This window comes from Paenibacillus sp. FSL K6-1330 (assembly GCF_037976825.1).
Lineage (GTDB): Bacteria > Bacillota > Bacilli > Paenibacillales > Paenibacillaceae > Paenibacillus_AQ.
Map to the genome: position 1 here is coordinate 3,444,532 of NZ_CP150269.1, position 18,177 is coordinate 3,462,708.

At 49.8% G+C, this 18,177-nt stretch carries 12 protein-coding genes; 10 read left to right on the top strand and 2 right to left on the bottom strand.

Going from position 1 to position 18,177, the window contains the following annotated elements; translation table 11 throughout:
• The first annotated feature begins 263 nt into the window (after positions 1–263).
• The 4 genes from NYE54_RS15680 (at position 264) to NYE54_RS15695 (ending at position 4,363) form a co-directional block, all read left to right on the top strand.
• A complete protein-coding gene (locus tag NYE54_RS15680; RefSeq protein ID WP_339273044.1) occupies positions 264–1,376 on the top strand; it encodes a sensor histidine kinase in 1,113 nt (370 codons plus the stop codon).
• Positions 1,366–2,016, top strand: coding sequence for a response regulator transcription factor (locus tag NYE54_RS15685; protein WP_339273045.1), 651 nt, complete (start codon positions 1,366–1,368; stop codon positions 2,014–2,016). Before NYE54_RS15680 ends, NYE54_RS15685 begins: the two co-directional genes overlap by 11 nt.
• 370 nt (positions 2,017–2,386) lie before the next feature.
• Positions 2,387–3,202: a ZIP family metal transporter gene (locus NYE54_RS15690; RefSeq protein WP_339273047.1), complete on the top strand. Its 816-nt coding sequence runs from the start codon at positions 2,387–2,389 to the stop codon at positions 3,200–3,202.
• Positions 3,203–3,403: 201 nt separating this feature from the next.
• Positions 3,404–4,363, top strand: a complete 960-nt coding sequence (locus NYE54_RS15695) for a DUF4097 family beta strand repeat-containing protein (RefSeq protein ID WP_339273049.1) — start codon at positions 3,404–3,406, stop codon at positions 4,361–4,363.
• A gap of 424 nt (positions 4,364–4,787) precedes the next feature.
• Here NYE54_RS15695 and NYE54_RS15700 read toward each other — a convergent pair whose 3' ends face one another.
• Positions 4,788–6,833, bottom strand: coding sequence for a serine hydrolase (locus tag NYE54_RS15700; protein ID WP_339273050.1), 2,046 nt, complete (start codon positions 6,831–6,833; stop codon positions 4,788–4,790).
• Between the two features lie 328 nt (positions 6,834–7,161).
• Between NYE54_RS15700 and NYE54_RS15705 the strand changes: the two genes are divergently transcribed.
• From NYE54_RS15705 to NYE54_RS15720, 4 genes are all read left to right on the top strand, one after another.
• Positions 7,162–7,896, top strand: a complete 735-nt coding sequence (locus NYE54_RS15705; protein ID WP_339273051.1) for an alpha/beta hydrolase — start codon at positions 7,162–7,164, stop codon at positions 7,894–7,896.
• Between the two features lie 110 nt (positions 7,897–8,006).
• A complete protein-coding gene (locus NYE54_RS15710) occupies positions 8,007–8,831 on the top strand; it encodes a MerR family transcriptional regulator (RefSeq protein ID WP_339273053.1) in 825 nt (274 codons plus the stop codon).
• Positions 8,832–8,886: 55 nt separating this feature from the next.
• Positions 8,887–9,909 (top strand): serine hydrolase, encoded by a 1,023-nt coding sequence (locus NYE54_RS15715; protein WP_339273055.1) that lies wholly within the window; start codon positions 8,887–8,889, stop codon positions 9,907–9,909.
• A gap of 325 nt (positions 9,910–10,234) precedes the next feature.
• Positions 10,235–12,439: a cation-translocating P-type ATPase gene (locus NYE54_RS15720; RefSeq protein ID WP_339273056.1), complete on the top strand. Its 2,205-nt coding sequence runs from the start codon at positions 10,235–10,237 to the stop codon at positions 12,437–12,439.
• A 286-nt stretch (positions 12,440–12,725) separates the two neighbouring features.
• Here the strand turns inward: NYE54_RS15720 and NYE54_RS15725 are convergent, their stop codons facing one another.
• A complete protein-coding gene (locus NYE54_RS15725) occupies positions 12,726–14,711 on the bottom strand; it encodes an alpha-amylase family protein (protein ID WP_339273057.1) in 1,986 nt (661 codons plus the stop codon).
• 134 nt (positions 14,712–14,845) lie between these two features.
• Between NYE54_RS15725 and NYE54_RS15730 the strand changes: the two genes are divergently transcribed.
• Complete coding sequence (locus NYE54_RS15730; RefSeq protein ID WP_339273058.1) at positions 14,846–15,790, top strand: AraC family transcriptional regulator; 945 nt, start codon at positions 14,846–14,848, stop codon at positions 15,788–15,790.
• A gap of 33 nt (positions 15,791–15,823) precedes the next feature.
• Entirely contained in the window at positions 15,824–18,133 is a 2,310-nt protein-coding gene (locus NYE54_RS15735; protein ID WP_339273059.1) for an AraC family transcriptional regulator, read from the top strand.
• Positions 18,134–18,177: the final 44 nt, after the last annotated feature.

Here is an 18,177-nt window from a genome sequence, read left to right on the forward strand (position 1 = left end):
TGTTTTACATTTTGCCCGATCGTACATAAGGGACTCTGCCCTTAAGTACGATTTTTTCATGTTTACTAAAAGGTATAATAGAAAATACAATTGAAAATTGTAATTGTTGTTATAATAGGGGGAAAGAAAGGGGAGAACTCATGGGAACGGGAAACGAGCTCAAGCGGTGGTCGCAAAAAAATAGAGATAACGACTTACCCGATGCCATGTTTAATGCCAGAGTCCCGAGCATGACATGGGTTTTTTTCGTTTATTTCATATCCATGATTGTACAGGTTCTGCACGAGCCGTCGATTATTTCTTTGACCTTCTTTTCGGGATTGATGCTGCTCCACGCCTCATTAATTTGGCACTTCTCATCTCTTACTGAAAAATATCCTTGGGTTTATTTCATGATTCAAGGTCTCATAATTCTGGGATGTTCGCTTATTATGGATCAGGCAACTTTTATGTTATTGCTTGGGATGTATCCCGTGTTGACTGGCCAAAGCGTCGGGGTCTACTATCAAAGAATCAAAATGGTTATGCTGTCCGTTTTCTATTATGTGTTATTCCTATCGACTTTCTTCATTATGGAACAATGTGAATTGTTGATTTTAATGTCGATCTTGTACATAATGATGACCGTCATTTTCGTTTCTTTTGCCGATTTATTTTTAAAGCAAGTTCATGCTCGGAAACGCACCCAAACTTTTCTTGAAGATCTAGAGCGTGCGCATCGCAAGGTTGAGGAATTGACATTGGCTAACGAACGTCAAAGAATGGCCAGGGATTTGCATGATACGCTGGCGCAAGGTCTGGCTGGTCTCATCATGCAGCTGGATGCGGTCGACGCACATTTGACGAAAGGCAATTCTAAACGGGCTCAAGAAATCGTCCAGCATTCCATGATTCATGCAAAGAAAACGTTATCGGAAGCAAGATTGGCCATTGATAATCTTCGTTCAAAAACGCTCGCGACGGCCGATTTCTCAGATGCCATTCGAGACGAAATAGAGAGGTTCCAGAATGCGACCGGCATTCAAGTATTTCTTGATATGAGCATGGATGGGAGCATCCCCGAGTTGATGATGGAGCATGGACTTTATATTATAGGCGAATGTTTAACCAACGTTGCCCGTCATGCTGAAGCCAGTCATGTCTGGGTATACATCCGCATAGAGGACGAGATTATGAATCTTGAAATAAAAGATGATGGGAAAGGCATGACTTCGAATAAAAAGGGCTCCATGTCTGGACATTACGGACTAATCGGCATGAAGGAGCGAGTTCGCATCTTGGGAGGATCGCTTATTATAACCAACAACATCCCTCGCGGAACTTTAATTAAAATTGATACATCTGATGAGAAGGGAGAGAGCCCTGATGATATATAACGTGCTTATCGCCGATGACCATCTTGTGGTAAGGGAAGGGCTAAAATTCATTATTGAGACGAATGATAATTTTCATGTTCTCGGAGAAGCGGAAAACGGTGAGGAGGCCCTGAGATTATTGGAGTCGCTAACACCGGACGTCATTCTTATGGACTTAAATATGCCTAAAATGAGCGGATTAGAGACCATGGAGGAATTAAATAAAAGGAACATCGACATCCCTGTCGTTATATTGACGACATATAATGAAGATGAACTGATGATAAGCGGACTGGAATTGGGGGCCAAAGGATATCTCTTGAAAGATACCGGCAGAGATCATTTATTCCGCACGATAGAGTCCGCGGTTCGCGGCGACACGCTACTGCAGCCTGAAATTATGGCAAGAGTATTCGCTGCAAGGAACAAACGCGAAGATGCACTTGATTCGTCTTCAGATCAAACGGTGCTCTCCGAGAAAGAGCGAATCGTTCTACGGGCCATTGCGCTCGGTTATCGAAGCAAAGAAATAGCCGGCGATATGGGGATATCCGAGCGTACAGTCAAAGCTCATTTGACGAACATTTATAACAAACTTGGAGTGAATTCCAGATCCCAAGCAGTCGCTGTCGCGGTCGAACAGGGTATCGTCCAGTTATAGGATTATGGCGGACCTCATGAACAAAACCATAACGCACAATACATTTAATTGTTATTGTACCTTATTTATTTTCATACGAGCCGTCCTTGTTCAAACCCCGTTGTTTTCATAGCTGTCGGAGAATAGTGGGATCGTCCAGCTTTCGGTTACATCATGCAGGAATCCAAAAAGAGTTGGACCTACCCACTATTTCGATACTAACATAATTGCATATTATGATATATAATAATTTGCACTGACCGCATTAGAATGAACTCTCACGGGTACATAAACTCTAGAGCACTCTCTGGATAATCGGTAATGTATGTAAGGCCTACATTAGGAGATATTAGCTGTATCATATTATTTTCATAAAAGGAGTCCTTGTTTAATGGTAGATTTTTTTATGAATTTTAATCCCATTATCCAAGCATTACTAGCCACCTTGTTTACTTGGGGAATGACGGCGTTAGGGGCGGCTGTTGTTTTTTTTACAAAAACATTGAACCAGCGCCTGCTGGATAGTATGTTGGGTTTTGCTGGGGGTGTCATGATTGCGGCCAGTTACTGGTCCTTATTGGCTCCAGCCATCGAGATGTCAGAAGGCAATGCGATCGGGAACTGGTTTCCGGCTGCCTTCGGATTTTTATTAGGCGGAATCTTTATATGGGGAATCGATAAGGTATTACCCCATCTACATCCCAATTCTCCGATTGGAGGAGCGGAAGGATATAATCCAAAAGTCAGAAAACGGAGTACTCTACTGGTACTCGCCATTACCCTTCACAACATTCCGGAAGGGTTAGCGGTCGGGATCGCATTTGGCGCGCTTGCTAATGGAGGGACTGAAGCATCGCTGGTAGGCGCTCTGACGCTGGCCCTGGGAATCGGCATTCAAAACTTCCCGGAGGGCGTTGCAGTTTCCATGCCCCTACGAGGCGACGGAATGTCTCAGCGAAAGAGCTTTTTCTATGGACAGTTCTCGGGTATGGTGGAACCGGTTGCCGCGGTAATCGGCGCAGTAGCCGTCGCCTTTATAGAACCCATGCTGCCTTATGCATTGAGTTTTGCGGCCGGTGCTATGATTTTCGTTGTAGCCGAAGAGGTCATTCCAAGCTCACAAGAAAAAGGCAACAAGGATTTAGCGTCCATGAGTTTAATGTTCGGTTTCGTATTGATGATGATTCTTGATGTGGCGTTGGGGTAGAGACGAGAACAGCCAGCCGGGTACGGACTGGCTGTTTTTGCGTTCCAATCCGCAGGTGAGCGATACTGGACTTAGGTCGAGGTTCCCATCTCATTCGCGGGACCAATCCTCAAGTCTCTAAATGGATGCTATACTGAATAAGACTTCAGGATTCGGCAGAAGAGAGACAAAAAGGGATGACGGAAGGAATGGGAACACGTTATGCAAAAGAAAACAGGTATATTGATCGTAGTGGCCGGCGTACTGCTGCTGCTCTTTACGATGAACCCGATGAACATTTTTTCGAATGTTCAATTCGGATTTTCCTTTGACACCAAGAAAATTAATGAAGAGAAAATAGTGGCCGCTGATGATTTTCGGGATTTGACCCTACAGACTGGAAGCACTGACATTGAAGTCACTAAGGGAAATTCAGACGAGATTAAGGTTCGACTGAACGGAAAGGTAAGCTCGAAAAATGTAGACCAAGTGAAATTGAAGGTCGAGCCAAACGGCGATACGCTGGTGATCGGGGTCGATGTTCCTGACGGTATTCAGTTTGGCATACGTATACTGGATATCGATTTATCGGTGGAGTTACCGGAAAAGCAGTGGACAGCTGCAAACATTGAAAGTGGAAGCGGCAATCTCGAGATCGGTAGTATGCATGGAGATGAGGTCACGATCAAGGCAAGCAGCGGAAATGTTAATGTTCAGGATGTGAAGGCCGGCTCGCTGACGGTGCATACGAGCAGCGGTAATCTGAAGGCTAAAGAGATTGAAGCCGAGTCGTTAGCGTTAGAGTCAGGATCTGGAAATATATCGGCGGAACGCTATCATGCCACAACGCTGAACTTTAAAAATGGAAGCGGCTATGTTGAACTGAAGGACGGGGAGTCGGCCGTCCAAGGAAAGGCGGGCTCTGGAAACATACGCCTGGAGTCGGAGCGGTTAATCTATGATACCGACCTGCAAGCTGGAAGCGGGAACGTGACCATCGATCTGGTTCAAGAACCTTCCTCTCTGGAAGTTGATTATCAAGGAAAGTCCGGTAATGGGAACATACAGTGGGACGGAATACGATATGAGGTAAAAGACGAAGGCAGGCTGATGGGAACGTTTGGCAGCGGCGACGCAGTGCTGAAGGTTCGCACAGGCTCTGGAAACTTCAAGCTGGAATAAATCAGATCACAATAGATTTAATGAAATGACGAGAAGGGGCCGTCCCAAAAGATCTTAGATCTTGCGGGAGGCCCCCTTCTTGCTGTTAGAAGACGCTCCATGTACGAATCGTTCCTCCAATCGCTGTTGCCCCCGCATTTCTTTGGAATGGTTCTGAGCAAGAAACCGTTCTTTGGTAAATCATGTTCATGTTCATGTGGATTTCCGGGAGACAACGTCCGGATTTCCGCACCATCAATCGCTTTCGTTCCGAGGGTATGAAAGACGTACTGGAGAAAAAGAAGGCGGCCAATGGTCAATACAGAAGCCATAGCGGTGTGGGAATAACATCCTGAGCACCGCCATGGCTTTATTTGACACATTTTTGTTTATGAGAGCTGTACGTCAAGCAACTAAATCTACTTTGGCGACGGCCCCTTCTTCATTAAAAACCAAAAGCCTGTTGAATCAGTCTGGCATAAATGGCGGCAGCTTCCTTACGCAGAAGTTTATCGGACGGCCGGTAATCCACGGCCCCGTTTGCGTCTTTTGTCACCTCGGGTCCATGCATCCCGGATCCGACCATGAACTGTACGGCCTCATCTGCCCAGGCAGCCGGTTTTGAGCTGAGTTTAGCTGGAACCGCCTTGGCGCCAAGCGCGTTGTGTGCCACACGCCATATTATAGCAGCAGCCTCTTGGCGCGTGATTGGCTGATCGGGTTCAAAGTTCTGGGTCGGCGTGCCTGTGACGCCCCCCATGTCCGCGACATTCTGCACATAACCAGCGAGTGGGTGCCCTTGCATATCCTTAAATGAATTCGTGCCTTCGCTAGGCTTCATCCCGGCTAGTCGGCTGATCGCACTGACAAACTCTGCCCGCGTGATCGGTTCATTCGGTCGGAAGCTGGATTGCTCATTCTCGTCAAAAGCCTTGAGGGACTGAACAAAGTAGATATCCTTGGCATAAGGACTCCCTTCCGGGACGTCGTTGTAAGCAGCAGGCTCCTCGAGCTTCTCGGACATGCTGTCTATCGCCGTGTAATACATATACGCCACATTGCCGTTATCATCTTCCTTGAAGGCGGCCGGCGTACCGTTCTCATCCACGAATCGCAGCGGACCCACCGGCGTGAGTTTATGTTCGCCCAATGCATCCAAGACCAATAACTCACCTTGGCCAGCCTTCACCTGTGTGGCGATAATCGGTGTTCTTAAGCTCCTGAATATGCCCTCGAATTTCTTGAGCTGCTCCTGATTGAGCAGGAAGTCATTCTTCTGAACCTGTTTCTTCGGATAAAAATGATCCATGAATGCGGTGAAAAATTCGGCTCGGATCGATGTGCTCGCGTCACTGTTAACAACAATCATGGCTCCGACATTCTGGTCGGGAAGGAGCCAAAGCCAGGAATGATAGCCATCCAAATCGCCACCTTTGCCAATCAGGGTTTGGCCGTTGTGGCTGCTGTGCATAAACGACTCGAAACCGTATGACATCAACGGAAGGCCGGCTGCATCATAATGCGTCTGATGCATCAAGCGCATCGTTTCTTCCTTCAGGATGCGGGAAGATCCAAACTGGCCTTTGTTTAGGTGGGCGGTAATGAAATTGGCCATATCGGTACCGCTGGCAAACATGCCGCCTTCCGGCGCGATAGTAGGTATGTTCGGATATGGCTTATACGGATGACGTTCGGCATTGTAGCCTGTGGCAAGGTTCGCGATGATTTCATCATCCATCCGAAATGCAGCGTGTTCCATTTTTAGCGGGGTGAAAATATGCTTTTTTACATAATCCTCAAACGGTTCCCCTGATACCAGCTCAACAATGTAGCCCTGCATGGAGGAGGCCAGATTATCATACCGGTAAACCTCCCCGGGCGTGCGAACCACAGCTGGCGCATTGAACCGGATAAAGTCGGCGAGCGGAACCTCGCCCTTCTGAACGATATGCGGCGGAACCGAGGAGCTGTCCGTATAGTCAAAGCCTGTCGTATGGGTCAATAAATGCTCAACGGTGACGGGCGTCCCGGTGTTGTTGGTGATTTTAACATCTGGCATATAATCGGTTATGTCTTGCTTCAGGTCGATTTTTCCCTCCTCTACCAGTTGCATGATCGCCGTCGCGGTTATCGATTTGGATATCGAGGCCATGCGGAACAAGGTTCGATCAGGATCAATCTTTTTCTTGGATTCAAGGTCGGCATAGCCGTAGCCCGTATTCAGCAGCACCTTGTCGTCTTTTACAATCACAACAAGCGCACCAGCCAGCATGTCTGAAACATGAGGCTTGGCAAAATAGGCATCGGTGAACGCCTTGACTTCTTTGGAGCTCAGTATCGGTGTTCCCGCATGCTGTGTTGCGATTGTACCTGAGGCGGGTTTTGCCGTATCGGCAAAGATATCGGCAGGGAAAGCCAGCAGGCTAGCGCACAGCACGGAGGCTGCCAGTACACGAATGGTTCTAGATTTGCTTTGTTTATTTGGCTTCATGGGTTCCTCTCCTTGTCAATCATATTACATTTCCACTTAATGGTAGTCGATGGAGGTAGAAGGAAGAACGGTCCGCAGAATGAGTTTCAGCTGGCTCTTTGGAAGGAGCCGGGCCTCGACTTTGGTCTAGGGAGATTGAATATCTGAGAAGAAATCACATTGTTTTATACTTTCGATTAAATTAAAGTATAATTATTATAGTTATATCAGACATAAATCTATCATTATATATACATCTTATTTCATAATGGTATAAACATATATATGACAGGGGATGAGGAGACTGAATCTATACATCAAGGAGAGCGGAAACAAGCAAGCAGCAAGGATGATCGTATTTTTACATGGCGGTGGTGTGAGCGGCTGGATGTGGAACAAACAGCTTACCTATTTTGAAGACAGCTTCTGCCTGATTCCTGACTTGCCCGGACATGGGCGCAGCCCCGGCAGACCGCCTTTTTCCATAAGCCGCACCGCGGAGCAACTTAACGAGCTGGTATCAACTAAAGCTGACGGACGAGAGATTGTTGTTTTCGGCTTTTCACTAGGGGCACAAATTCTCGTGGAGATGATATGTCAACGACCCCACCTTATTGATTATGCCATTGTAAACAGCGCATTGCTGAGGCCGATGCCGGCAGCGCTTAAGCTGATTGAACCTTCTGTTCGATTAAGCTTCCCGTTAACAAGATACAGATGGTTTTCCAGATGGCAGGCAAGCGCGCTGTACGTGAATGAGGTTGATTTTGAACAGTATTACACGGAAACTCTGCGTATGAAGCGGGAGCTATTGGTTTCGGTGCTGAAGGAGAATATGTCCTATTCAATCTCTCCAAGGATTCAAGAATCAACAACGAAGCTATTGGTGACGGTTGGGGAGAAGGAGAGAGGCAGTGTTAAGAAATCGGCTGAGGATCTCGTGCAGCTGAGCGAAAGCTCTGACGGGATCATCTTTCCCGGTGTTGGGCACGGCATACCGCTTGCCGATCCGGCGCTGTTTAATCGGGTAGTGGAACATTGGCTTAACACCGGTACAATTCCGGAAGGTACTCCTCATTTATAGTGGGACTGGCAGACCCAACCCCTCCTCATAATTTGCTGTAGACTTTGCCCTTAGGGCAAGGTGTATAGTGATCTTGAACCAAGATCCGAAACCAGAAAAGAGGTGCACCTTTGCTGTCGATCGGAGAATTCTCCAAAATATGCGAAGTATCTACAAAGACGCTTCGATATTACGATGAAATCGGGTTAATTCATCCGGATCAGATCAATCCGGAAAACGGTTATCGCTATTATTCCATCAGTCAATTAAAGACAATGCTCTATATCAACCGTTTGAAGTCCTATCATTTTTCGCTTGAAGAAATCAAAGAGATTCTGGAAGGTGAAGCGGATCAATCCGAAGAGAAGCTTCGCCTAGCCCTTAATCGCAAACGTCGGGAAATTCATGAGAAGTTAAACGCATATGAATATACCCTAAAGCAAATGAACCAGGATATCTTGAATCTGGAGCAGGGTATACACCTGATGTCATACCTGGATGATATTGAAGTACAGCTTGTTGAAACGGGGTCTATGAATATCCTTTACATGCGTCAGATGATGAGCAGTGATGACTATGCTTTAGGATACGGCAGGTATTACAGCAGGTTATATGAAAAGATTGCTAGGGAGAAACTCACCTTGGTTGGAACGCCCATGACGATATATCACAGCCCGGAATTTAATCCTACAGGCAATGACACAGAGTTTGCCCTCCCGATCAAGGAGGCTGTAAAGGGAACGAGAGATTTGTGCGGGGGCCTTTGTGCGAGATCTGTTTTAAAGGGGGCTTATTCTAATTTGACATCGGTATATGCCAAGCTGAGAGAATGGGTAGAGAATGAAGGATATGCATTGACTCAATCACCCTATGAAGTATATGTAACCGACCCGTATCAGGCATTGACTGCCGAGGAAATGGTTACCGAGGTGTATTTTCCCGTGGCGAAGAAATAAGGATGTTGTACATATACCATATGGCTTGAATAACGAATTCTGCGAGGTATTTATAATGAAAAGAAACTACTGGCCGACGACAGCATGGCATACCCTAGCCCCGGCGACCATGGGAATAGACGCTGACAAGCTATCTGGGCTGGATTCATTGATCAAAACCGAATATCCCGAAATGAATGGTATTGTCATGGTTAGAAATGGAGCTATCGTGTATGAAAAATATGATCATGGATATGGTCCGGAGGATAGGCACCACGTTGCATCGGTTACGAAAAGTATCATTTCCGCACTTATAGGCATTGCTATAGATGCAGGTTATATTCAACATGTAGATCAGAAGGTGCTGGATTTTTTTCCTGAATATGAACAAGAGACTGCCCATCGATTAAAACAAGAAATTACGATACGCCATCTTCTCACGATGACCGCTCCTTATCCATTTGAGGACTGGCACGAACCCTTGGACAAACTGTGCATGCAATCAGATTGGGTACATTATACGCTGGATATGCTGGGCATCGGTGGAAGCCTGGGAGCATTTAAGTATTCTACTGCAGGGGTGCATCTCCTTTCAGCGATCATAACTCGGAGCACGGGAACAAGCGCACGCGCGTTTGCTAACGAACACTTGTTTAAACCAATCGGCATGAACGAAATTCCGGATTATGACATGAGCTCATTCGGATTTGATGATTTATTCGGAAAAGACGTCAGGGGATGGGTCAAAGACCCGGCCGGTAACTCTACTGGAGGGTGGGGGCTTACGTTATGTCCTCGAGATATGGCTCGTTTTGGCTTTCTTTATCTGAACCGCGGCACATGGGACAATCAACCGATTATATCGGGGGCATGGATTGACCAATCAACGGCAATGAATTCTAACCATTATGGATATCTGTGGTGGCTGCGGGACGAGGATGGGGTATCTGCATTCTCGGCAGTAGGCGATGGCGGCAATATCATTTGCTGCATTCCCCAAAAAGACTTGGTTATCGCCATTGCATCGGCATTTACCGTCAATCCTCGGGATCGATGGACACTAATTAAAGAACACATCATCCCGGCGATCATCGACTAAATATAATCTTACAAATTGATGATGTTATAAGAACAAGAATATCTACGCGTATGAAGGGGCTGTCCTAAAAGATCTTAGATCTTGCGGAAGGCCCCCTTCTTGCTGTTAGAAGATGCTCCATGTACGAATCGTTCCTCCCATCGCTGTCGCTTGTCCGGAATCGATTCGTCCTCTCCGCTACGGGGCTTTTATGATTACTGCGCATTGCTTTCAGGCAAAAACCGCGATAGATGGCTCTTCTTAACCATTCTGATGTTACGCGTATTTTCATACAATGTATGGACAAGCGAAAGCAGAAATAAGCAGAGAGTGGGGAGGAACCGTTGTGAAGCTGCATCAAATCCATGTGACGGGCATGACTTGCACAGCTTGTGCAGCCCGGATCGAAAAAGTTCTTCGGAAAGTGGAAGGCGTTCAATCTGCCCGTGTCAGCCTCGCCTTATCTCAAGCCACGATTCATTATGAACCGACGCAGATTGGATTAGACACGATCTTGGAGAAAATCGAAAAGCTTGGCTATGGAGCGATCGACAGGCTGTCGCATCCGCAGGCAGGGATCGAGGCGGAGACGGGGGCTTATCGCATTCGGTTCATCATCGCCGCTGGTTTATCAGTCCCACTCCTATGGGCGATGATGGCCCATGTTGCCGATTGGCCTGCACAATGGACGCCGGATTTGCTGATGGAGCCTGTATTTCAATGGGTGCTCGCTACGTTGCTTCAGTTTGGCGTCGGATTTCCTTTCTATTACGGAGCTTACCAGGCTATGATCCATCGTACAGCAAACATGGATACCCTTGTTGCGTTAAGCACCTCAGTGGCTTATTTCTACAGCCACTATGTCATGTTTGAATCCAGGCACAGTCTAGCGCATCCAACGCTTTATTTTGATACGATTGCGATGGTGATGACAGCGGTACTCCTGGGCAAGTGGCTTGAGACCATGGCCAAGGGTAGAGCGTTGAAACAACTTAGTGCATTATATGAGCTTCAGGTTAAACGGGTTCGAGTCGTCCGCAGTCATGGGGAAGAATGGATTTCTGCGGATCAAGTGCAGATCGGGGACCGGATCCGAGTGAACCATGGAGAATGGATTTCCATTGACGGCTTTGTTCAGTCTGGATCGGCGGATGCCGATGAATCTATGCTGACAGGTGAAAGCACAGCGGTGGCCAAGGGCATGAGGGATCGAGTTTACGCCGGAACGCGTTGTCTGGTCGGGCGTTTGGACATCGTGGTTGATAAGAATCATGGCGAAACCCGTCTATCTCAAATGATTGGGCTTATCGAGTCTGCACAACAGGGGAAACCGGCCATTCAGTTAGCCGTTGACCGTATAGCGGGGATATTTGTTCCCGTGATGATCGGTTGTGCTGCACTTACTTATGCGGGATGGCTCTGGTTTTCCCAGGCTCCCGATGCATCCGAAACGGCGATGCGCCACGCGCTGTCTGTTTTACTGATCGCCTGTCCCTGTGCGCTTGGTTTGGCTACGCCGGTATCCATCCTGATCGCAACCGGATCGTCTGCCCAAAGAGGCGTTCTATTCAAAGACGGCCGGTCTCTAGAGGGGTTGCGTAGAACCGATGTTGTATTGTTGGATAAGACAGGCACGTTGACGGAAGGAAGACCTCAACTCACAGCGATTCACACTGCGAACGGCAGCAACGCTGCCTACGCGCTATCCATGTCGGCAGCGCTGGCTTCTCGGTCCGCTCACCCGTTAGCACAAGCCATCGTACGAGCCGCCCAAGACAAACATTCCCCACTTTTGGAAGCACAAAAATTCCAAGAGCGGGTTGGGAAAGGAATGGAAGGCTATGTCAAAGGAGAGCACATATGCGTGGGAAATCGGAAATGGCTGCTGGAGCAGGGCATACAACTGGAAATTCCACCAGATCAACCTGGCTTTACAAGGCTTTATGTCGCCGTGAACTGGAAGTGCATCGGATCGCTTGTATTGATTGACAAGCTAAGAAAAGATGCCCGGAAGATTGTACAGGAGTTAAAGCGAAGAGCCGATGTGTGGATGGTAACCGGAGATGAGGAACAGGCCGCCGTGGCGGTGGCGGCCGCGGCAGGGATCGATCAGATGCGTGCAGGCATGCTTCCTGAAGACAAGCTGGCGTTCATTCGCGAGCTTCAACATCAAGGACGTTCCGTTGCCATGATTGGCGATGGCATAAACGATGCAGCTGCGCTGGCTGTGGCAGATGTCGGCATGGCGATGGGCGGGGGAGCGGATGCGGCTAAACAGGCCGGCGACATCGTGCTGATCGGAAACAAGCTTTTCAACATAATCGATGCGTATACATGGAGCCGCCAAACGATGCGGAATGTTCATCAGAATTTGCTATTTGCTCTGCTGTATAACGCCATTACCGTGCCATTGGCTGCATGTGGTTATTTGGATCCACGCATCGCTTGCATCGGCATGGCGGCAAGCTCCGTGCTTGTTGTTGCGAATGCGCTTAGATTGCAGCTTAAGGTGCAGAGATTAGATAAGAACCGCATAACCGTGAATGGTTGAATGAATAAGCCGTGACGCTATGGTCACGATCACGAGGATGAATTGTATTATTTCGATCCATTAAAAAGCAGAAGGAATGATATCGATCAACAAAGTCGCGTAATCGCGGCTTTTTTTCTTTTAACTTCATAAGCCAATTCAATAGGTTTATCCAGAATCGTAAAAAAAGAGCACATGCGAACCGAGCTCTAAATGATAAAATATGAAAATGCCGCAGTCCAAGGAATGCGGCTATTTCTCAATGCAGAGTTAGTTTGCCATCGCTCCGATGTAGCAAGCAGAATATCTACGCCAACTCCAGCACAACCATCTGGTGATTATCCAAATAAGGAACCGTATAGCTGATTTCGCCTTGGTTACGAATCTGATACGGAAGATCCTCCATCGAAGGGGCCAGATAGACCCGCTTGATCGAAGCGGCAGATGGGAGACGCAAGTCGACGGATATATTCTGAAACGGAACGATGTCCTCGATGACCTCCACGCGACCCTTCAGGACAGGAGAAGCATACAGGAGGTGATTAATATAACGATTCTCTATCTGCTGATACTGCAGCGTCGCGATGCCCCGTGCAGGCAAATCGCAGCGCAGGGAAGGCTGTGGCAGGAGCCGGGCGAGCGCGTGCAACACCATCTCTTTCAGAATGAGGTGGCCGTTATCTGCATAGTCGCCGAACACATTCCAAGCGATGTAGATTCCGCCTGTGCTTTCAATCATACCCGGGCCGACGTCTTCTCCGGCGCTTGGCGTGTGCTGATGCGAGCAGAACGTGAACACGTCCCGGTTAAAGTATGGATTCTCCCGGCTGCCAAGCGCTCGGCCGCCGTTCAATTCCACCTGCTGTCCCTCGCCATACATGACAAACGAAGCAGGCAGAAGGGAGCCTGGAGTAAAGTCCGGACGGAAATACGACGGACGGTAAGGGCTGGCGCCTCTCCAGTTCAGTCCAAGATCAAGCGCAAAGGCGCTGCCGTCTGGATCCAAACCCGAGCGACCCGTGGCCAGAACCTTGCCGCCGCTTGCGGTAAATGCGCGGATGGCCTCTCCCAATGCCGGCCATACCGGCACCTCGTCCGGCAATATCAGCACCTTGTAACGACCGAAATCCGCATCGGCATCCACGATGTCGTACAAGTAATGCCCTTCGGTCAGGATGCGCACCGCTCCGGCATCCGCCAGATTGTTCCGGTCTTCTGATTTCCGCGCTTCCGGACAAGCCTCCCAAGCAGCCTCCAGGGACAAGACGGCAATGTCCGCCACGGATGTCGTCTCGCTGCACCATGGCTCCTTTGCTTCCACCTCCGCGTAGGCGGTGCCGATCAAGGCGTAGGTCGCTTCATCCATCAGACCTGATGGGTGAAGCTGGTCGCCGATCGAGCACTTGGCGCCGTGCGCGAGGCTGAGCGCCGTTTCGAATCGCAGCGCGTTCGGATGCTTGTACCCGCCGAATTCGCCCCAAGAGGTGTGGAATTTGCCCGTCATGCCCAGAAAATCCATGCCCAGCGTCTGCGCGTAGCGCGCCGAGAGCGGAAAGTGATCGTAACCCCAGCCCCCGGTTGGCAGGGATTCCAGTTCCAAATGGCTGTTGACATGGGCGAGGTCGCGACGGCCGCGACGTTGATGCCCGCTGTTATGAAAGACCGGCAGACCGGGCTTGATCTCGTCCACCGTTTCCCGTACGCGGCGGGCATAGTTCAGGTAGGTCGCCTCGCCCAAGGCGGCAATGGCCGCTGCATCCCGAGGATCTTGGCCGGCTGATCGCAGCGCTGCCACGCAATGCTGGCAATGACATTTTCGGATTCCGACGATATCAAGGAAAATGCCGTCCGCATCATAGCGGGAAACAACCTCGCGGATTTGAGCCAGCAAGAGGTCCAGGTAAGGCGTGTTGAAGCAAAACTCATGGTACCCGGGCGTCATGAAATCTTTGGCCCATCGCGTACGATCTTCCGCATCTCGAATCAGCCATTCGGGATGGCGACGCGCCAGCTTCTCGTCAAGGCCGGCGGACAAGTACACAGGCGTTTTGACGCCGATTTCGTGGGCGGCTGCAATCATTTCGCCTAGCAGATCGAACGAAAGATGCGGGTGTGTTTCATTGGCTTCGCTCGGGTGGTAAGCCCAGCCGTGATGACATTTAGAGAAAACGGTAATGGAGTCGACATGCCCGGCACGCAGCATGTTCTGAAACTGTTTTTTTGAAAACTGGCTTCCGATTCCCGGAATGGCCTCGGATGTGTGAAAGTCGAGATGAACCTGACGAAATCGCATGTGTGAACAGCCTCCTTTGCCGCCTGATGAGAACGGTTTCTTTTGTTCAATGTACCTCTTTAATACGCGGGTAACCAGTGATAATATAGACTTTGATTAGCACAAAATGGACTTGCGAAAAGGAGAGAACCGCTGTGCTGTGCTTAGAATTCGCCATTCCGCCGCTGCCGCAATTCGTAACGGCGGGACATGCCGTCTGGAAGCCCGGAGACCAGCATTTCGCCCGCACCTTCGGCGTCTACGACCTGCTGCTGGTAACTAAGGGAACGCTTTATATGACGGAAGAACAGACCGAATATGAGGTCTGTGCCGGAAAGCTGCTCGTGCTGGAAGCGGGACTGCGGCATTTCGGGCATCGTGCCTGCTTGGAGCATACGGAGATTTATTGGGTGCATTTCATCCATGGACATCCAGCTTCATACATCTCGCAGGAGGATATTCCTTGGTCGGCCCTGCTGTCCAAAGGCACGGTCGAGGATGTCGAACCGTCCACGCAGCAGCGCATGTACCTGCCGAAGTTCGCCTCCGTCGAGGTGCAGACCGTAGAGCCGATGCTGCGCGGGTTGAATGATATCCACAACCGGCTGAACGGGGAGAATGCGCTCAAGCTCCATTTATTGCTGGCCGAGCTGTTCGCCGCACTGCAGGCTGACTGCGCACGGATGACCGAACCGGAGCCTTCCATCCGACTGGCACAAGCCGCCGCCGCTTATTTAAACGAACACTGGAGGGAGCCGTTTGAACGGGCTGCATTGGAGGAGAAGCTGCATTTCCAGGCGAGTTATATCGCCAGATGCATGAAGAAGCATATCGGCAAAACGCCGCTCCAGTACGTACTTCATCTGCGCTTGGAGGAAGCCAAAAAACTCCTCGGCGGCACGGTGCTTGGCATTTCGGAGATCGCTGAAAGGGTGGGAATCCGCGATTCGAATTACATGACGCGCTTGTTTACCGCCAAGCTTGGCATGACGCCCGGCGCGTATCGGCAGATGCTGCGGCAGATGAAGGAAGAAGCGGGGGAAGGGACGGCTATTTTTTCGAAAATGCCGATTGACAACGAAAAACCCGCAGGATTATAGTAAAGCCACCTAACCTTGCAGGAGAGTGGTCCCATGAAGTTGCTGCAAACCCTCCGCTCTCGCAAATATTTGCAGCGGATTATCCTGAGCTTTATGCTCGTCGTCGCCATGCTCGCCATCGCCTCCCTCTTCCTGAACGCCGCTGCCCGTGATAAAGTCCTGAGCCTCCAACACGAAGCCGATCGCAAGCTGCTCACCCAAATCAACTACAATATCGAGAACATGAACGGGATCGTGAAGGATTTGGCGGTGTCGTTGTACAATGACGAAGAGCTGATCGCGCTGAAGTCCGGGGCGGATTATAAGCAGAGCATTCTGAAAATCGAACGTTTGAACCGGACGGTAGCCGCTTCGCCGTACTTGCACGCCGCCGTTTTTTACAACGGCAAGCAGAACCGTTTTTTCTCGTCGCTGAGCCATGATATGGACACGCGCGCCCTGTACGGCGCGCTTGAAGATTATATGGCTTCCCGAGCCGATCTGCCGAAGCTGCAGCTCATTCCGCTCGATCTTGACGGGGAGAATGAGGGCATCGACGTATTCGCTTTTTTCATTTATGACGGGCCGACCCTCGGTTCCGTTAACCGGAACGCCCTCATTTTGACAGTGAAGCCAGGCTGGATGCTCGACAATGTGAAAGCGCTTAATCGAGTGGCCGAACGGGAAAACGACGTCCTGTTCGTCACCGACGGCGATGGACAGGTGCTAATGGCAGGCGAGCGCAAGCTGCCGCCCGGGCTTGACATCAAGAAGGATTTACTGGGACGAATGGGCTCGACGGACAATGCACCGGACTCTTTCATCCATAAACAAGGAGAGAAGGATTATAAGGTAACCTATTTGAACAAAGGCTTAAACGACTGGCAGATCATCAGCCTTCAAGACTATGACGACGTGCTGGGCAGCGTCCGCCAGATGCGATGGACGGAAATGGCCGTGACACTATCCGTTGCGACGCTGGCTTTGCTGCTGTCCGTACTGATCTCGCTCCGGCTGTATAAACCGGTGGGCCGTTTGCTTATGCTGGTGCCTTATGACGGGCGGGAGGATGCCAAAGCCAAGGATGAGTTGTCGCTCATCACGGAGAATGTAACGGAAATGATCGGCAAGCTCAGAGGATTGGAACAGGAGCGTGTCACGCAATGGAATATCGCCAAGTTGTATCATTTGCGGAGCCTGATCGGCACAAGCGACAGCATGGACGAAGATGCGTTTATGCGGATGAAGGAGCAGTACGATATCAATATCGCGCATCCGTCACCGCTTCGACTTGCGCTTGTACAGCTCGACGATCTGCAAAGTCAGGTCCTGCAGCCGGTTTCCCGGGCGGAAGAGCTCTATTCCTTCGCCGTCGCGAATATCGGCCAGGAACTGCTGCGGCTTGGCGGCTCCTGCGAAGCGGCGGATATGAAGAGCGGCCATCTCGTTTTTGTTGCCGCAGGCGATTCCGGTTACCTCGAATCCTTGAACGAACGCTTTGGCGAACTTCAGCAAACCATTTATCGTTTCTATCGGATCACCTTTACCGTAACGCTAAGCGATACGTTCGAGGATTATCGCCAGCTTACGAAACATTACAATCTGGCGCTGCGCCATTCCAACTATCGCATGATATTCGGTAAGGGCGCCGTGATCCAGCCGGAATTGATCCGCAGGAACGAGCGGAACGAATCGCTTACCATTCCGAAGGAACTGGAACGCCGGCTGACGGAGGGATTAAAGGGCGGAAATCCGGAAGAGACGGAGCAAGCCATTCGGAGCTGGAGGGAGCTGCTTGGCGAGTTTAGCTTTGACGGCATGTTTTCGGCGCTGCTACATCTGACCATGACGCTGAGCCATACGCTCGGTGAAATGAATAATAACAACCTGAACCCGGTTTCGGTCAATCTGCAGGCGATCAATCGCCGCATTCTCGAAAAAGAGACGCTGGACGAGATCGAGTGCGTGCTCCTGGACGTCGTGCGAGAGGTGTTCGAGCAGCGAAGGCGCGGACGCGAGGATAAAAACCGGCTGCTTGCGGATACCGTCAAGGAAATGATCGACAAGCATTATGCTGATCCGGACCTCAACGTACAGAAGATCGCCGATATGCTGAAGATGAGCTCCGTCTATTTGGGGCAAGTGTTCAAGGCGCAGGAAGGTACGACGGTAGTCGACCAGATCAACACGACTCGGCTTGCCCGTGCCCAGCAGTATCTGGAGCAGCAGCAACTGACCGTAGCCGAAATCATGGAGAAGGTGGGCTTCAGCAATGAAAGCTATTTCTATCGGCTGTTCAAGCGTCGCTACGGAACGACGCCGAAAGAGTACCGTCTGAAATCAGCCATCGACCGCAGTACTTAAAATTAGAAATGTTTCATAAGACCCGCAGATGAAATTTACCGTGT

Excerpts from the sequence above, each read along its gene's own strand:
- NYE54_RS15680 (WP_339273044.1), top strand. The coding sequence starts at position 264 with ATGATTGTACAGGTTCTGCACGAGCCGTCGATTATTTCTTTGACCTTC.
- NYE54_RS15685 (WP_339273045.1), top strand. The coding sequence starts at position 1,366 with ATGATATATAACGTGCTTATCGCCGATGACCATCTTGTGGTAAGGGAA.
- NYE54_RS15690 (WP_339273047.1), top strand. The coding sequence starts at position 2,387 with ATGGTAGATTTTTTTATGAATTTTAATCCCATTATCCAAGCATTACTA.
- NYE54_RS15695 (WP_339273049.1), top strand. The coding sequence starts at position 3,404 with ATGCAAAAGAAAACAGGTATATTGATCGTAGTGGCCGGCGTACTGCTG.
- NYE54_RS15700 (WP_339273050.1), bottom strand. The coding sequence starts at position 6,833 with ATGAAGCCAAATAAACAAAGCAAATCTAGAACCATTCGTGTACTGGCA.
- NYE54_RS15705 (WP_339273051.1), top strand. The coding sequence starts at position 7,162 with ATGATCGTATTTTTACATGGCGGTGGTGTGAGCGGCTGGATGTGGAAC.
- NYE54_RS15715 (WP_339273055.1), top strand. The coding sequence starts at position 8,887 with ATGAAAAGAAACTACTGGCCGACGACAGCATGGCATACCCTAGCCCCG.
- NYE54_RS15725 (WP_339273057.1), bottom strand. The coding sequence starts at position 14,711 with ATGCGATTTCGTCAGGTTCATCTCGACTTTCACACATCCGAGGCCATT.
- NYE54_RS15735 (WP_339273059.1), top strand. The coding sequence starts at position 15,824 with ATGAAGTTGCTGCAAACCCTCCGCTCTCGCAAATATTTGCAGCGGATT.